We start from the raw sequence: 16,143 nt of genomic DNA, 5'->3' as shown, positions 1-16,143 counted from the left end.
AGGAACGGCCTAGCCCAGGCCGCATGGCGCAACCACGGCTCATGATCGCCCGGAAATGCAATTCGAAATGTCACTGTCGCAGTTTCATTTGGCGTCTCGGCGCCGCTGGGCCTGCCAGGCGCGTGGCTATCACGCAGCAGCCTGCGTCGCTTCGGAGCGGGCAGTCGCCACCGCCGGCCGAGCCGCTGCTGGAACAACCAGCCCCCACACGATCACTTCGAGGGTCCGGTCGTTCACGTCAGCCGTGACCTCGTGTTGGACAGCCGGTCGAGTTCGCCTCATGGGCGGACGGACCGGGCATGTGACCAGCGGCGGCCCTCCCGGCTGACGACGCCCACCAAGACCACGACCCACCGCGAACGCCGCCGCCGAAAGTTCGGGCGCGACGCCGAGCGGCCCGATCACGATCGTCTCGCCCCGCGGGCACTCGGTCGCGAAATGGAGCGCGAAGCGGACCAGGTAGGACCGGTGCAGCCAGAGCAGGGCGATCGGCTGGATCCATCGCCATCTTGATCCTTCACCCATGGAGACCTGGCAAGACGACACCTTCACCGTTCAGGGTCGGCAACACCGCACGTCGGCGGGTGGGTCTCAGAGGGCAGTCGCTAATAAAAACGATGCTTGCCGTGTAAACTCGGTCGGGAGATGGCCGCCGATCGAGGAGTGCGCCGTGACACGTGTGATCGTCGAGCCGTGCGTCGACGTCCTGGATCGGGCGTGTGTCGACGAGCGCGGGGGCGGCGCCGCCACCCCGCTGGTCGCCGGCCACCCTGCGCGCGCATGACCAGCCGCCCGGGCCCGGCCGACTCCGGCGGGCGCCCTGCGCCGAATGGTGGCGGCCCGCGCGTCGGCCCGGAAAGCGATCCGGTGGCCGACCGTAGCCGCCGCCACGGCGCGCTGGCCGTGGCCAGCCGCCTTGACCTGCTCCGTCTCCTGCGAGCGGCCCCGGGACCGCTCGACGCCCACCAGCTCGCCCAGGAGAGTGGCCTGGCCGTGTCGACGGTCCGCTTCCATCTGGACCGGCTGGCCGCCGCCGGCCTCGTCGTCTCCGAGCCACGGCCGCGTTCGACGCCCGGTCGCCCGCGGGTCACCTACACGTCCACCAGCCCAGGCGACGACCGAGGCGCCTACGAGCAGCTCGCCGGCGCGCTCGCGGCGAACCTGGCCGACAGCGCCGCGGACAAGGCCGCGCGGGCGGAGCGAGCCGGCCGAGCCTGGGCCGACGAACGCTACTCAGCGCGGTCCCGCGACGTCGACGGGCCGCCGGGCCGCGAGCTTCGAGCGCTTGGCGACGTCCTGCAGGAGGTCATGGCGTTGTTCACCGAGGTGGGCTTCGACCCGGAACTCGACGGCGAACCCGGCGGCCAGCGCCTTTTGCTGCACGCCTGCCCGTTTCTTGGCGTCGCCAAGGCTCATCCCGACGTGGTCTGCACCCTGCACCTCGGACTCCTGCGCGGAACGCTGGAACACCTCGGGGCGCCGCCCCTCGACACCCGCCTCGTGCCCTTCGCCGAGCCCGGCCTGTGCGTGGCGCACCTGACGACGCCGTCCGGACCTGCTCGCGGGAGATCCCGTGCGTGACACCGCCGTGGTCCTTCAGGTGGCCATCCCGTTCGTCTGGTTCGGGCTCGTAGCCGGGATCTCGTTTCTCGAGGCGCCGCTGAAGTTCCGCGCGCCGGGCATCACGATCCCGTTGGGCCTGGGCATCGGCCGGTTGGTGTTCCGCGCGGTCAACCGGCTGGAGGTCGTCCTGGCCGCCGTCCTTCTCGTCGCCCTGGCCCTTCACACACCGACTGCCCCGGCGTGGGGGGTGACCGCCGCGGTCCTCGGCGTTCTCGCCGTCCAGCTCGCGGTCCTGCGCCCCGCGCTCGACCGGCGGGCCGAGCAGATCATCGCGGGAAACCCGCCGCCACCTTCCCACCGGCACGTCGCCTACATCGTCCTGGAGGCCGTCAAAGTGATCCTGCTGCCGATTCTCGGGGTCCTGCTCGCCCAAGTTCTTCTCTGATGACCGCCAGCACGGAGCAAGGGCCGGTCCGGGACATCACGGGCCGAGACGACATCGCCGCGCTGATCACCGCGTTCTACGGCAGGGCGTTCGCCGACCCGCTGCTCGGCCCGATCTTTATCGACGTCGCGCGTCTCGACCTGGCCGCACACCTGCCAATCATGTGCGACTTCTGGGAAACCGTCCTCTTTCAGGCCGGCGCCTACCACCGGAACGCGCTGCACGTCCACGCCGCGATTCACGCAAAAGCCCCGCTGGGCCCGCAACATTTCGCCCGCTGGCTCGAGCTGTGGGCCGGCACGATCGACGACCTGTACCAGGGCGAACGCGCCGAACGGGCCAAGCTACAGGCCACCCGCATCGCGGGCTCGCTGTGCCGACGCCTCGCCGGCGAGCCGGCCAGCGAGCTCGTCACCATCTCGCGTCATCCCCGCCAGGCTGAGCGCTCCTGACGGACACCGTCCGGGTCGAATTCCGTCCCCAATCAGGACCTGGATCGGATCACTGGCGAATAACGAGGCCTGTCGCCGCGGGCCGATCGGTCCCCCGGTCCGCGGGCCGAACGCACCAGCGCGAGCGGCCGGGTGTTACCGGCCGTCGTAGGCCAACGGATACGTCGGATCAGGGCCGGTCGCTCCTGATCGGGATGCCCGTCGTGCTGAGAATCTGTCTCAGTAGCGGCCGGCGCCGCCGGCGGACCCAGAAGGCAGGGCATGATGCGTCGCAGGACATTCGATTTTCTGCTGTCGACGGGCGGGCTCGTCGTCGCGGTGGTGCTGTTCATCGCGGGCGGGCTGCTGCTGTGGGGTCACAGTTTCGCGAACGACAACGTGCGCAACCAACTGGCCGCCGAGCAGATCTATTTCCCAGCCAAGGGCAGTAAGGCGCTGGCCGACCCGCGCATCGGGCCGTACCTGAACAAATACGCCGGCCAGCAGTTGGTCACCGGCCCGCAGGCCGAAGCCTATGCGGACCACTTCATCAAGGTGCACCTGAGCGAGGCCGCCGGCGGACAGACCTATGCGCAGGTCAGCCAGAAGGCCCAGGCAGACCCGAACAACGCCAAGCTCGCCGGCCAGGTGGAGACGCTGTTCCGGGGCGAGACACTGCGGGGCCTGCTGCTGGAGGCCTACGGGTTCTGGAAGCTCGGCCAGATCGCGCTCATCGCCGCGATCGCCAGCTTCGTGCTCGGTGGCGTGATGCTGCTGCTGACCAGCCTCGGTCTGCTACACCTACGGCGCACCGGCCCGGCCGAGGAACTCACCTTCGGCCACAAGCCCACTCCGCAGCCTGCCACCTAGCCGGCCCGTCGCGGTCGGCCCGTGCCGCAACCCCTCCCCGCGGCCGAACGATCGCCGGTTCAGCCCTCGAATCCTCGTAGCCAGGGCCGTTTCGTAGCCACCAGAGCGTGAAACAGCGATCATGGTGAGGAACTGACCCTGGCGCGGCCTCCGGGTCCGCCCCGACCGGCCGAGGGGAACTGTGGAGAGACAGGTTCAGTACGAAGCGCTTCGGGCGGAGATCATTGCCTGGCAGTCCAACCGGACCACGGTCGCCATGCAGATAGCCACCGCCGAAGCGACGATCCTGGGCCTGGTCACGTCTCTGGCGAAAAACTTCCTGTGGACCGCCCTGACGTCCACAATTCTGGTCCTGCTCGCCGCGTCGATCATCTACACCTACTACGGCGCCGAGAAGAGCTCCCGGATCGGGGCATACATCAAGGTTTTCCTGGAGGACGATCGAGGAGACTGGGAGAGCATCCGCGGCGAGTTCCCTCAGGGCAGGTTCAGCAATCTCAACGCAATGCTGGCCAATATCTACCTGGCGTTGGGCGTCGCCGCGCTCGTGGTTCCGCTCGCCTCGGCGAACGAGCGCGGACAGCCCTGGTATGGCTGGAGCATGGTCGGCGCCTCGGGCGCAATGTACGTGGCCGCGCTCGTCCTGCTCTATGTCGCCTCGTACGGGCGGCGCGACGGGTTCGAGCAGCACTTCGTGCGGATAAAGGCCGAGATAGCCGCACAGGACGCTACGCCGTAGCGACGACTCGGAGCCCGACCACTGATCTTGACTCCCAGGCCGGACCGGGCCGGCCCACCCCCTGCGCCAGCCATCGGCGCGCGCGGCGACTCCTGGCACGATGACGGGTGAGCCAGGTGGGGGTGTGGGGTGCAGGAGCTTGGGATTGAGCTGTTCGGACGGTTCCGGGTCGCGGTGGGCGACCGGGTCGTCCCGGACAGCTCGTGGTCTCGCCGTAAGCCGGCCGCGCTGGTCAAGCTCCTGGCGCTGGCACCGGGACATCGTCTGCGGCGCGAAAAGGTGATGGACCAGCTCTGGCCCGACCTCGACGCCGCGGCCGCGGCCGCGAACCTGCGCAAGGCGTTGCTCGAGGCGCGGCGGGCGCTCGCCGGGGAGGGCGCGGACGGAGCGGATCTCATCGTCTCGATCGGCGACCTCCTCGCGCTCCCGGCGGATCACCTGCGCGTCGACGTGGACGACTACTGGACGGCCGCCGCCGCGGCGCGCCGGGCGCAGGACGCGGACGCCTACGTCCAGGCCATGGAGCTCCATCGCGACGGTCTGCTGCCCGAGGACGTCTACGAGGAATGGGCCGACGGCCCCCGGGACGAGCTGCTCGCCGACTGGACCGCGCTCGCCGCGGAGCTCGCCGGGCTCATGGAGGCTCGCGGCGAGCTCGCGAAGGCCGCGCACGCGGTGGCTCGGCTGGTCGCCGCCGACCCATCGCACGAGGACAACCAGGCGTGGCTGATGCGGCTGTACGCGCTGGCCGGGCGACGCGAGGACGCGCGGCGCCAGTACGACCGGCTGCGCGAGTCGCTCGCCGCCGAGCTGGGCACCGAGCCGAGCGCGCGCACGCAGCGTCTGTACGAGGAAATCCGGATGGACCAGGTCTCCGCGCCCGAGCTGCCCGTCGCCCTGTGGGAGCGGGTCGGCGACCTGCGCGCTCAGTCGGGAGACGCCGACGCGACCGCCAAGGCCTACGAGCAGGCGCTGATGGCGTCGGCGGACACGGCGACGGCCGGGCGGCTGCACCGCAAGATCGCCACCGCGTTGCTGATGCTGCACCTGCCCGACTCGGCCGAGCCGCATCTCGACGCCGCAGACAGGCTCGGCCCGGACGCGGCCGAACAGGGCCGGCTGGTCTGCCTGCGCGCGAACATCAGCTGGGAGCGGGGCGACCTCGAGACGGCACGGCGGCTGGCCACGCGGGCGCACGAGCTCGCGGTCACGCACGGCGAGCGGGACGACGTCACCGATGCGCTGGAGGCGCTCGCGATCATCTCGCACATCGAGGGCACCTGGCGCTCGGGGCTGCAGGACCAGATCCACCGGATCGCCTCCGACGATCTGGGCGACCGCGTCAGCCGGTTCTACGAGATCAACCACTGCATCGGGCAGAACCAGCTCTACAGCGACAAGTTCGCGGGCGACGTCGACGACTACGCGCGCCAGACGCTGGTGCTCGCGGAACGCGCCGACGCGGTCGGCGCGCAGGCTTTCGCCTGGTGCCTGCTCGGCGAGTCGCTCCTGCTGCGAGGCCATTGGGACGAGGCCGCCGCCTGCCTGGAACGCAGCTGTGAGCTGTACGCGCCCATGGGCAGCCGGTCGGTCGCGCTGCCGTGGCTTCGCCTCGCTGAGCTCGCCGTGTGTACCGGCGAGCTCGACCAGGTCGCGCCGCGGCTCAAGCGGGCCGCCGCCATCGCCGCGGTGACCCCGCTCTCGCGGCACGCCTGGGCCCGGCTGCACGCGACCGCGGCGCTCGCGGCACTGGAGCGGGGTGATCCGGACGGCGCGCTGCGGGCGGTGCGCGCCGCGCAGCGCACCGCGGAACGGTACGGCGAGTGCGCGACCTGCGGCGCGTTGCTGAACCCGATCGGCGCCGAGACGTTCGCGCGGATCGGTGACAGCGCGGGCGCGGCCGCCTTCGCCGCCGCCGCGGCGAGGACCGCGGCGTCCTTCGAAAGCACCGCCTTCCGCGCGATGGCAGCGTCCGCCGACGGCAGCGCCGCGACCGCCGACGGCGACCAGACGCTGGCACAAGCCCGCTTCGAGGCCGCGGCGGCGCTGTACGAGAAGGCCGAGCAGCCGTTCTGGGCGGCCCGGTCGCGGCGGCTGGCGGCCGGCCTGGCGTGAGGGAACGCCCAGGGAACGGCCCGTTCGTAGTGTCGTCCGTGTCCCCAGGAACCGGCGGCTGGCGCCGGGCCGTGAGATGACGGAGATACCGATGACTCTGACGATTGGCGACACCGCGCCTGACTTCGTGGCCGCGACCACCGAGGGGGCGATCAGCTTCCATGAGTGGATTGGTGACTCGTGGGCGGTGCTCTTCTCGCACCCCAAGAACTTCACGCCGATCTGCACCACCGAGCTCGGCTACGTCGCCTCGATCAAGCCCGAGTTCGACCGCCGCGGCGTGAAGATCATCGGCCTGTCCGTGGACCCGGTCGAGCTGCACGAGGACTGGGCCAAGGACATCGCCGAGACCCAGGGCACCGCGCCGAACTACCCCCTGATCGGCGACTCCGACTTCACGATCTCCAAGGCCTACGGCATGCTCGGCGCCGACGTCTCCGGTGACCCGTCGGACCGCACCGCGGCCGACAACCAGACCGTGCGCAACGTGTTCGTGATCGGCCCCGACAAGAAGATCAAACTGATCCTCGTCTACCCGATGACGACCGGCCGCAACTTCGACGAGGTCCTGCGGGTCATCGACTCCCTGCAGCTCACCGCCAAGCACAAGGTCGCCACCCCGGTGAACTGGAAGCAGGGCGAAGACGTCGTCATCGCCGGCTCGGTCAACAACGAGCAGGCCAAGGAACTCTTCGGCACCTGGCAGGCACCGAAGCCCTACCTGCGCATCGTCCCCCAGCCCAGCGCCTGACCGGCCGGCACGGTCACGGCCGGAGCTCAGTGAACGCGGAACAGCGATCATGACCGTCAGCGGAAGAACGCGCGTGCTGGTGCTGGGAGCCGGGTTCGGTGGCCTGGAACTCACGGCACGGCTGTCCGAGGAGCTGGGCGACGAGATCGAGATCGTCCTGATCGACCAGGCGGACGGCTTCGTGTTCGGCTTCTCCAAGCTCGACGTGATGTTCGGGCGCACCACCGAGGAGGCGGTGACGCATCCGTATCGCGACCTGGTCAGGCCCGGCGTGCGTTTCGTGCGGACCACGGTCCGCGCGATCGACCCCGAGGCTCGGCGGGTCGAGACGGACGCCGGCCCGTTCGAGGGCGACATCCTGGTGGTGGCGCTCGGCGCCGACCTGCAGCCGTCGGCGACGCCGGGCCTCGTCGAGGCCGGCCACGAGTTCTACACCGTGGCCGGCGCGTTCGCCACGCGAAGGGTGCTCGACAGCTTCGACGGTGGTCGGGTGGTCGTCGCCGTCACCTCGACACCGTTCAAGTGCCCGCCGGCTCCCAGCGAGACCGCGTTGCTCGTCCACGACCTCCTGGTCAGCCGTGGCCTGCGTGAGTCGAGCGAGGTCGCGCTGGTGATGCCGTTGGGCGTTCCCATCCCGCCGTCGCCGGCGGCGTCGAAGGCGCTGTTGGCGGCGTTCGCGGAACGCGGGATCGCCTGGCATCCGGAACGGCTGGTGCGCGCGCTCGACCCAGGACGGAAGGTCGCGTTGCTCTCGGACGGTGACGAGCTGCCCTTCGACCTCTTCCTCGGCGTACCGGTGCACCGGGCACCGGCGGTCGTGCGGGACTCGGGGATGTGCGTCGACGGCTGGGTCCCGGTCGACCCGCGCACCCTCGAGACGCGGTTCGCGAACGTGTACGCGGTCGGCGACGTCACGAGCGTCGGCACGCCCAAGGCAGGGGTCTTCGCCGAGGGCCAGGCCGCCGTCGTGGCCGAGGAGATCATCGCGCGGTACCGCGGTCACGGGGATCCGTCGGCCTATGACGGACGAGGGGTCTGCTACATCGAGTTCGGCGGCCATCGGGTGGCGCGTGTCGATGTCACCTTCCGTGCGGGGGAAAAGCCTCGTGGGAGCTTCGACGACCCGTCGGCGCTGTATGCGGCTGACAAGGCGGAATTCGGGTCCAGCCGGATCCAGCGATGGTTCGGCCGCGGCTGGACCACGCTCGTGCCGGGATCGGCCGAGCCGGTTCCGTAACGGCCCGCGCCGCGTGGCCGGCCAACCCAGTGGCTGGGGGCACTGGGTTGGCCGGCCGGGCGGTCGCGGGCCAGGTTCCGGCACACGGCGCCGACGTACCGGAACCGCACAGCCAGGTCCATCAAGTGATCACGATGGAGCGGCTGGCGGCCTCAGGACGCGCCGTACGCCCGAAGCGCGGGACGCAAACCCCGGCACGCGGTGGTAAGAGCCCCGGCCGAGGCACCGATGGCAGTCACCAGCGCCAGGCCGACGAAGGCGAGCCCGACGACGCCGACGCCCTCGCCATGGGCGGTCCGCAGCATCAGGACCACCGCTGCCGTGGACGCCGCGGTCGCGACGATCAGCAGGGCGGCGACCGGAACGGCCAGTAGTCCGGGCAGGCGCAGCGCACTGGCTGGCGGCGCGGCTCGGGTGGTGGCGAGCGCCGGGCCCACGCCGGCCGCGACCAGCGCGCAGACGAAGCCAAGCGTCCAGACAACCAGCGCACCGACGAACAGGCCTGAGAAGTGCGGGTTCTGCGCGATCGGCGGATACGTCCGCCGCCAGGCGACGAGCCCGGCAAGACCCAGCAGATCCACGACGACCGCGACTGCCGCGATCAGCAACGGCCGGACGATCGGCCATTCACCCCGGCGGGCGGCCAGCAGGAAGACCCGCAGCAGGGGAATCGAGGCGATCAGGATCAGCGCGGCGCTCACCGCGATGGCGACCAGGGAAGTGTTCAACAACGGGATGACACCCGACGGCACGTGCGCGGGTTCCGGATCCAGCAACGCCCGGTTGACGGCCGGCGTCACCAGGAATCCCGCGCACCAACAGACCCAGGTGGTGGCGATTGTCGCCTGCAGCCGCCGGCGAACCCGCTCCGTGCCGTCGGTCGCGACGACGGCACGACTCCACGCGCGAGCGCCATTCACGATCAGGTCGAGAACGGTCCGGGTGCGGACCTCGGTGTCCTCCAGCAGACCGCGGACCTCCGCTCCGTACCGTTCGCGAAACGACGGCGGATAGCAGGAGAGCACCAGCAGGGCGACCCGCCGGGGCGCGTTCACGCCGTTACCGCGTCGAGCCGGGACAGGCCCGTCCTGGCCAGCGACCGCATCGCCGTCAGCCGCTCGCGCAGCACCGTCGCGCCCGCCGCGGTGATCCGATAGGGCCGGCGCCGCTGCTCGCCCGGCATCGCCTGGATGAACCCGCGTTCCTCCAGCCGAGAAAGCGCCCCGTACAGGGTGCCGGGCCCGAGCGTCACCCCGGCCTGCTCGGCGATGTCCGCCGTCATGGCGTACCCGTGTTTCGGCCCGTCGGCCAGGCTGGTCAGGATCAGCACCGCCGGATCCGCCCAGCCCACGTCATCCCTGCGCCTCATATGCCCTCCGTCTCACGTACTACGTGAAACGTAGAAGACGTCGGCGCGGCCGTCAACGCCCGACCCGGGCGAGCAGGGGGGCGCTCGCCTCGCGGATGGCGGGCCGGGCGGGCTCGACACGCGGGAGGCGACGCGCCGGAGGCCGGGCAACCCGCCCCAGCGGGGCGACGTCAGATCCACCGTGAGACGCAGACGTCGCGCCGCCACCCTCGGCGTGCTCGTGGGCCTGGCGGTGGTCACCGTCGCCGCCTGCGAGAACGGGTCCGGCCGGCCGTGGGCCGCCGGAACCTCGCCCACCCGGTCCACCGACCGGGTGCTCTCCCCCGGCCCGGTCGTCGCCGAGGCCTCGCCGGTCGCCCCGACCCCGCAGGCCCCGGCCACCGAACCGCCGTCCCAGGTCCCGACCCCGACCGCGACGGCGCTGCCCGCGGCGATGGCGGCGGTCTCCCTGCCGACCGTTTCCTTGCCGACGGTTTCCTTGCCGACGGTCTCGCTGCCGCCGGTTCCGGTGCCACCGATCGGCCCACCGCCGACGCCCGGCGCCGGTATACCGGGACGGCTGTTCGGGCGGGACTGGGACCGGATTCCCACGGACCGCAAGGTCGTCGCGCTTACCTTCGACGCCGGGGCGAACGCCGACGGCGTCGGGCAGATCCTCGCGACGCTGACGCGCGAACACGTGCCGGCGACGTTCTTTCTCACCGGGGACTTCGCCGACGACTATCCGGCGCAGGCACGGAACATCGCGGTCGGCGGTTTCCGGCTGGGCAACTACTCGGCCACCCACCCGTCCTTCACGACGCTGACCGACTCGGCGATCCGCGACCAGGTCCTCGGCGCCGAGCACGACATCCGGGTGGCGACCGGCGGCGACCCGCGGCCGCTGTTCCGGTTCCCGTTCGGCGACCGCGACCAGCGGACCATCGCAGCCGTGAACACGCTCGGCTACGTCACAGTCCGTTGGACGGTCGACACCCTCGGGTGGCAGGGCACCTCGGGCGGGGGTAGCGCGGAGTCGGTCACCAGTCGGGTGGTGGCCGCGCTGACACCGGGCGAGATCGTCCTGATGCACCTGGGCTCGCACCCGCGGGACCACTCGACGCTCGACGCGGACGCGCTTCCTGAGATCATCAAGGCCCTGCGCGACCGCGGCTACGGCTTCGTCACCCTCGCCAGCCTGCTGGCGTAGCGCCGTGACCGTCGACGTCTGCCCGCCGCCTTGATCGCCGTTTTCGCCCTCGGGTGGCTACGGAACAGCGCCAGATACGACCACCGGAGGGTCGAAACGGCGATCATGGGAGGCCGAACCGGGCGAGCCCTGGCGGAGGTGGCTAGGTCGTCGTCGGGCGACGCGCGGTCAGCGGGCGCCGCGCAGGAGGCGGCCGGGGCGGGCTCCGGTGTCCTTGCCGCCCCGGCGGGTGACGGTGCCGGCGACCATCGTGAGGTCGTAGCCCGAGGCGTCCTGGATGAGGCGCCGGCCGCCGGCGGGCAGGTCGTATGCCATCCGGGGGGTGTGCAGGGTCAGGCGGTCGAGGTCGACGACGTTCAGGTCGGCGCGCTTGCCCGCCTCCACGACGCCCCGGTCGCCGAGGCCGAACAGGGCCGCCGTGTCCGCGCTCTGCTTCTTGACCAGGAACTCGAGCGGGAGCCGCTCACCCCGGGTACGGTCGCGGGCCCAGTGGGTGAGCAGGAATGTCGGGTAGGACGCGTCGCAGATCGTGCCGCAGTGGGCGCCGCCGTCGGAGAGGCCCGAGACGCCCGCCGGGTGGGTGAGCATCTCGCGGATGGCGTCGTGGTTGGCGTCCGAGTAGTTGAAGAACGGGATCATCAGCATCGACGTCGCCGGGTGATCGGTTCCGGCCGCGGACTCCAGCATCAGGTCGTAGAGGGCTTCCAGGCCGGGCACTCCGCGCTGCTCGGCGATGGCCGCGACGGTGCGCTCGCGGGTCGGCTCGTAGTCGGGCGGGTCGCCGATCGCGTAGAGCCGGTCGAGGGCGACCGCGATCAGGTCCTTGATGCCGTCGAACTGCACCGACCGGTCGACGGGCAGGTCCTGCTCGGCGAGGATCGCCGTCCGGACCGCGGGCCTGGCCAGCTCGAAGCCGCGTTCTCGTGGCGTGAGGTGGCTCAGCGAGCGGAACGTCTGCCGATGGGAGAAGGCGTGCAGGCCGGCGAATCCGATCAGCAGGCCGAAGGGGCGGGCGGCCACCTGCGGGTAGAGGGGTGCACCGGCCTCGAACGCGGCGGCGGAGGTCTCCATGAGCTCACGCCACAGGTTGGGCGCGGCGTCCACCTGCAACAGGGCATACGAGACCGGCCGGTCGATCTCCTCGGCAAGCCGGCGCATCCAGTCCAGCTCCCGGGCTGGCGCAAGGATGTCCTCCCCCGCGGCGCCCGTCGGGGCGAGCTCGAAGACCGCCCGGCCGCCCCGGGCCATCGCCCGGCCGAGGCCGAAGAGCTCGTCCTCGGCGGCGAAGGTGCCCGGGACGGGCTCGCCGCCGATGGCCCGGTGGGCGAGCGTCCGCGAGGTGGAGAAGCCGAGTGCCCCGGCCTCGACGGCCTCCTGGACGAGGCGCGCCATCGCCTCGATGTCGTCGGGCGTGGCCGGCTCGTTGCGGGCACCCCGGTCGCCCATGACGTAGGCGCGCAGCGGGCCGTGCCCGATCTGGACGCCGAAGTCGACGGCCAGCCCCCGGTCGGCGAGCCGGTCCAGATAGCCGGGGAAAGACTCCCAGCCCCAGGTCATCCCCTCGGTGAGCGCCGTGCCGGGGATGTCCTCGACGCCCTCCATCAGCTTGATCAGCCATTCCTCGCGGCCGGGCGTCACCGGGGCGAAGCCGACGCCGCAGTTGCCCGAGACCACCGTCGTCACGCCATGGCCGCTGGACGGCTCAAGCAGGGTGTCCCAGGTGACCTGGCCGTCGTAGTGGGTGTGGATGTCGACGAAGCCTGGCAGGACGTGCTTCCCGGTCGCGTCGATGGTCTCGACGGCTTCGGTCTCGATGCCGCTCGAACCGGGTAACTCCCCGGTCCTGCGGACGTCGACGATCATCCCGTCCTTGATGCCGACGTCGGCCCGGAACGGCGCGGCCCCGGTGCCATCCACGACCAGGCCGCCGACGATCTTCGAATCCAGCATCCGGCATCCCTCATTCGGCCCGGTCGGCGACGCAGCGGCGTCACGGCGCGGATTTATACATTATCCGCAGTATGACCCGCGTCACAGGGCAAACGGAAGTCATTCGGCGGCCGCGGCCCGACCCGTCACGCCAGACAGCAGGGAGCGAACGCGACATAGGGTGTGCCGACCCCGCGCCGGGCGCCCGAGACACGCCGAAGCGAGGCAGATCGGGCGCGCCTTCCCGCGAGCCGGATAATTCGGCCGGTGCGGCCCGAGCAGGGCGTCGCCAGCTAGCAGGGTGGAGGTGCGGTCCCGGTGACGGTGACAGAGACCGGCGGTCGGGGCGGCGTCACGCCGAACGGGACCGCGCCTGGCGCCGCCGCGCCGGCCAGCCCGGGCACGCTGACGAGCCCGCCGGTCGGGCGGGTGATGGGCACCGAGGAGGCCACCCCGCTGCTGTTCCACGTCGCGCTCGACGAGGACAGCTACCTGCAGCTCGACGACGTCGTCGTCACGGTCCGCCAGGTCCCCGGCATCGGTCCGGTGATGACGGCCGGCGTCGTGACCCAGGTGGAGGCGCGGCACGAGGGCGCGAGCTTCGACTCGGACGTCTTCCTGATCGCCGACGGCGTGCTGCCCGCGCAGGTGCAGGAGATCGCCGAGGTGACGACGACCCGGGTCGAGCCGGAGATCTACGTCCCGCCGCGGCCCGGCGCGCTGGTGCGCCGCGCGACCGGTGACGAACGGGCGACCGCGCTGTACTTCGACCAGATGGACCGGCGCGTCCCCGTCGGCCTCGGCCGGGACGGCACGCCGATCTACGTCAACCTGGAGTTCCTCGACGGCACCCGCGGCGCGCACGTCTCGATCAGCGGGATCTCCGGCGTCGCGACGAAGACGAGCTTCGCGCTGTTCCTGCTCTACTCGATCTTCCGGTGCGGGGTGCTCGGCCGGGCCGCCGTGAACGCGAAGGCGCTGGTCTTCTCGGTCAAGGGCGAGGACCTGCTCTTCCTCGACCACGCGAACAACCGGCTGACCGACGAGATCCGCAACGTCTACGACCGGCTCGGGCTGCCGGCCGAGCCGTTCGCGTCCGCCGGCTTCTTCGCCCCGCCGCTGCCCGGGGACACGACCGGCCGGCCCAACGTCGCGAGCCGCACCTCGGGGGTGAGCGCCTTCTGGTGGACCCCGCTGGAGTTCTGCCAGGGCGAGCTGCTCCCCTACGTCTTCGCCGACGCGGAGGACGACCGCCAGCAGTACACGATGGTCGTGCACCAGGTGACGAACCGGCTGCGCCAGGACGTCGTCCCGTACGGCGTCGACGGGGCGGTCAAGCTGGAGGGCGAGGTCCTCAAGACGTACGAGAACCTCGTCGACTTCATCATCGAGCGCGTCAACGACGAGGACGCCCGCTCCCGCTGGGCCGGTCCGGCGACCGGCGCCGGAACGGTGAACGCGTTCGTGCGCCGGCTGCGCTCGTCGCTGCGGGCGCTGCGGCCGCTGATCCGGGCCGACATCCCGGACGCGCCGGGCCGGCGGGTGAGCACCGCCGACCACCAGGTGACGGTCGTCGACCTGCACAACCTGCCCGAACGGGCCCAGCGGTTCGTCGTCGGCGTCGTGCTGGCCGCGGAGACCCGGCGCAAGGAGGAGGCCGGGCCGGGCGGCCTGCTGTTCACGATGCTGGACGAGCTGAACAAGTACGCGCCCCGCGACGGGACGAGCCCCATCAAGGAGGTGCTGCTCGACATCGCGGAACGCGGCCGGTCGCTCGGCATCATCCTGGTCGGCGCGCAGCAGACGGCGAGCGAGGTGGAGCGCCGGATCATCGCCAACAGCGCGATCAGGGTGGTCGGCCGACTGGACCCGGCGGAGGCGTCCCGGCCGGAGTACGGCTTCCTGCCGCCCGGGCAGCGGGCCAGGGCGACACTGGCGAAACCTGGGACGATGTTCGTCACGCAGCCGGAGATCCCGGTACCGCTGGCGGTCACCTTCCCCTTCCCCGCGTGGGCGACCCGGCCCTCGGAGAGCGCGGACGGTGGCGCCGCCCCGGCGGTGACCGGATCGGCGAGCCCGGCGACACCGCCCCGGCCCGACCCGTTCACCCTGCTGCCCGACCCCGACGACGACCCGCCGCCGTTCTGACCAGCACCGATCCGACTAGCACCGTTCTGACTAGCACCGTTCTGACTAGCACCGTTCTGAGCCGCGCCACGAAGGACCGGTCGCCATGAAGTTCCTGCACACGTCCGACTGGCATATCGGGAAGTCGCTCAAGGGCCGCAGCCGGCTCGACGACCAGGAGGCGGTGCTGCGGGAGGTCGTCGGCATCGCCCGGGACAACGAGGTCGACGCGGTGCTGGTCGCGGGCGACGTGTACGACTCGGCCGCGCCGTCGGCCGAGGCCCAGCGGCTCGCCGTCCAGACGCTGCTCGGTTTCCAGCGCACCGGCGCCGAGGTCATCGTGATCGCCGGGAACCACGACCATCCACGCTCGTTCGAGGCCTACCGGCCGCTGATGGGGGCGGCCGGGATCACGATGGTCGGCACGCCCCGGCGGGCGGACAAGGGCGGCGTGATCGCGTTCAACGCCCGCGGCACCGGCGAACCGGTCCGGGTGGCGGTGCTGCCGTTCCTCTCGCAGCGCTTCGCGATCCGGGCCGCCGAGCTCGTCACCCAGACCCCGGCCCAGAACGCGGCCCGCTACGACCAGGTGGTCCGCGACCTGCTCACCGCACTGCGGTCCGGGTTCTCGGACGAGGCCGTGAACCTGGTCCTCGCGCATCTGACCGTCACCGGCGGGCAGCTCGGCGGCGGCGAACGGCTGGCGCAGTCGATCTTCGACTACTACGTGCCGGCGACCGCGTTCCCCGCCGACGCGCACTACGTCGCGCTCGGCCACCTGCACCGCCGCCAGACGCTGCCGGCGCCCTGCCCGGTCGAGTACTGCGGCTCACCGCTCGCGGTCGACTTCGGCGAGCAGGACAACACCCCCGTCGTCCGCGTCGTCACCGCCTCGCCGGGCACGCCCGCGAGCGGCGTCGACATTCCGGTGACGACCGGCCGGCGGCTGCGGACCGTGCGCGGGACGGTGGCCGAGCTGGCCGACGGGGCCGCCGAGTACGGCGACGCCTACCTGCGGGTCTGGGTGCGTGAGCCGGCTCGGGCCGGGCTGCGCGAACAGGTCCAGGAGGTCCTTCCGAACGCCCTCGAGGTCCGGATCGACCCCGAGTTCGCCGCCGCCGCGGCGGCCGCCGCCGCCGGCGACCGGCCGAGCCGCCCGTCCACCGGCCAGCGCGGCCCGGGCGAGCTGTTCCACGAGTACCTGGGCAGCCAGAACGTGGCCGACGACCGGGTCGAGCGGCTGTTCGCCCGGCTGCACGACGAAATTGTCGGAGCCGAGCGGGATGGTTAGGCCGTGTTGATTGGTTCGCGGCGTCCGGGCGCGGCCCTCCGCCGCGAACGGGGCTCGCTGGGTGGTTCCTGGCCGGGAGGTTCTGTT

The 16,143-nt window shown here is 71.6% G+C and carries 14 protein-coding genes; 11 read left to right on the top strand and 3 right to left on the bottom strand.

The features are described from left to right. The first annotated feature begins 867 nt into the window (after positions 1–867). The 8 genes from FRAEUI1C_RS04290 (at position 868) to FRAEUI1C_RS04255 (ending at position 8,151) form a co-directional block, all read left to right on the top strand. Positions 868–1,581 carry a helix-turn-helix transcriptional regulator gene (locus FRAEUI1C_RS04290; RefSeq protein ID WP_063748047.1) on the top strand — a complete coding sequence of 238 codons (714 nt, stop codon included), beginning with the start codon at positions 868–870 and terminating at the stop codon, positions 1,579–1,581. Next, positions 1,574–2,008 carry a hypothetical protein gene (locus FRAEUI1C_RS04285; protein ID WP_013422053.1) on the top strand — a complete coding sequence of 145 codons (435 nt, stop codon included), beginning with the start codon at positions 1,574–1,576 and terminating at the stop codon, positions 2,006–2,008. Before FRAEUI1C_RS04290 ends, FRAEUI1C_RS04285 begins: the two co-directional genes overlap by 8 nt. Beyond that, positions 2,008–2,460, top strand: coding sequence for a group III truncated hemoglobin (locus FRAEUI1C_RS04280; RefSeq protein ID WP_013422052.1), 453 nt, complete (start codon positions 2,008–2,010; stop codon positions 2,458–2,460). The genes FRAEUI1C_RS04285 and FRAEUI1C_RS04280 overlap by 1 nt, the downstream gene beginning before the upstream one ends. 261 nt (positions 2,461–2,721) lie before the next feature. Next, the gene (locus FRAEUI1C_RS04275) at positions 2,722–3,309 is read left to right on the top strand and encodes a hypothetical protein (RefSeq protein ID WP_013422051.1); all 588 of its coding nucleotides are present in this window, start codon (positions 2,722–2,724) and stop codon (positions 3,307–3,309) included. Between the two features lie 181 nt (positions 3,310–3,490). Next, positions 3,491–4,048 carry a hypothetical protein gene (locus tag FRAEUI1C_RS04270; RefSeq protein WP_013422050.1) on the top strand — a complete coding sequence of 186 codons (558 nt, stop codon included), beginning with the start codon at positions 3,491–3,493 and terminating at the stop codon, positions 4,046–4,048. Between the two features lie 129 nt (positions 4,049–4,177). After that, on the top strand, positions 4,178–6,163 hold the full coding sequence (locus FRAEUI1C_RS04265; RefSeq protein ID WP_013422049.1) for a BTAD domain-containing putative transcriptional regulator: 1,986 nt from the start codon (positions 4,178–4,180) through the stop codon (positions 6,161–6,163). 91 nt (positions 6,164–6,254) lie between these two features. Continuing rightward, positions 6,255–6,914 (top strand): peroxiredoxin, encoded by a 660-nt coding sequence (locus FRAEUI1C_RS04260; RefSeq protein ID WP_013422048.1) that lies wholly within the window; start codon positions 6,255–6,257, stop codon positions 6,912–6,914. Positions 6,915–6,963: 49 nt separating this feature from the next. Further along, complete coding sequence (locus FRAEUI1C_RS04255) at positions 6,964–8,151, top strand: NAD(P)/FAD-dependent oxidoreductase (RefSeq protein ID WP_013422047.1); 1,188 nt, start codon at positions 6,964–6,966, stop codon at positions 8,149–8,151. A gap of 152 nt (positions 8,152–8,303) precedes the next feature. Here FRAEUI1C_RS04255 and FRAEUI1C_RS04250 read toward each other — a convergent pair whose 3' ends face one another. Beyond that, positions 8,304–9,206 (bottom strand): hypothetical protein, encoded by a 903-nt coding sequence (locus tag FRAEUI1C_RS04250; protein ID WP_013422046.1) that lies wholly within the window; start codon positions 9,204–9,206, stop codon positions 8,304–8,306. Continuing rightward, complete coding sequence (locus FRAEUI1C_RS04245) at positions 9,203–9,520, bottom strand: PadR family transcriptional regulator (RefSeq protein WP_013422045.1); 318 nt, start codon at positions 9,518–9,520, stop codon at positions 9,203–9,205. Before FRAEUI1C_RS04245 ends, FRAEUI1C_RS04250 begins: the two co-directional genes overlap by 4 nt. A 181-nt stretch (positions 9,521–9,701) precedes the next feature. Here FRAEUI1C_RS04245 and FRAEUI1C_RS04240 point away from each other — a divergent pair, with 181 nt between their 5' ends. Then, positions 9,702–10,709, top strand: coding sequence for a polysaccharide deacetylase family protein (locus tag FRAEUI1C_RS04240; protein ID WP_071587927.1), 1,008 nt, complete (start codon positions 9,702–9,704; stop codon positions 10,707–10,709). A gap of 168 nt (positions 10,710–10,877) precedes the next feature. Here the strand turns inward: FRAEUI1C_RS04240 and FRAEUI1C_RS04235 are convergent, their stop codons facing one another. Continuing rightward, positions 10,878–12,659 carry an N-acyl-D-amino-acid deacylase family protein gene (locus tag FRAEUI1C_RS04235; protein ID WP_013422043.1) on the bottom strand — a complete coding sequence of 594 codons (1,782 nt, stop codon included), beginning with the start codon at positions 12,657–12,659 and terminating at the stop codon, positions 10,878–10,880. A 297-nt stretch (positions 12,660–12,956) separates the two neighbouring features. Here FRAEUI1C_RS04235 and FRAEUI1C_RS04230 point away from each other — a divergent pair, with 297 nt between their 5' ends. Continuing rightward, positions 12,957–14,786, top strand: a complete 1,830-nt coding sequence (locus FRAEUI1C_RS04230) for an ATP-binding protein (RefSeq protein ID WP_013422042.1) — start codon at positions 12,957–12,959, stop codon at positions 14,784–14,786. A gap of 85 nt (positions 14,787–14,871) precedes the next feature. After that, entirely contained in the window at positions 14,872–16,056 is a 1,185-nt protein-coding gene (locus tag FRAEUI1C_RS04225) for an exonuclease SbcCD subunit D (protein WP_013422041.1), read from the top strand. The last annotated feature ends 87 nt before the right edge of the window (positions 16,057–16,143 follow it).

The organism is Pseudofrankia inefficax, assembly GCF_000166135.1.
In the GTDB taxonomy this organism is placed as follows: domain Bacteria; phylum Actinomycetota; class Actinomycetes; order Frankiales; family Frankiaceae; genus Pseudofrankia; species Pseudofrankia inefficax.
This window is presented reverse-complemented; position numbering and strand designations above follow the sequence as displayed.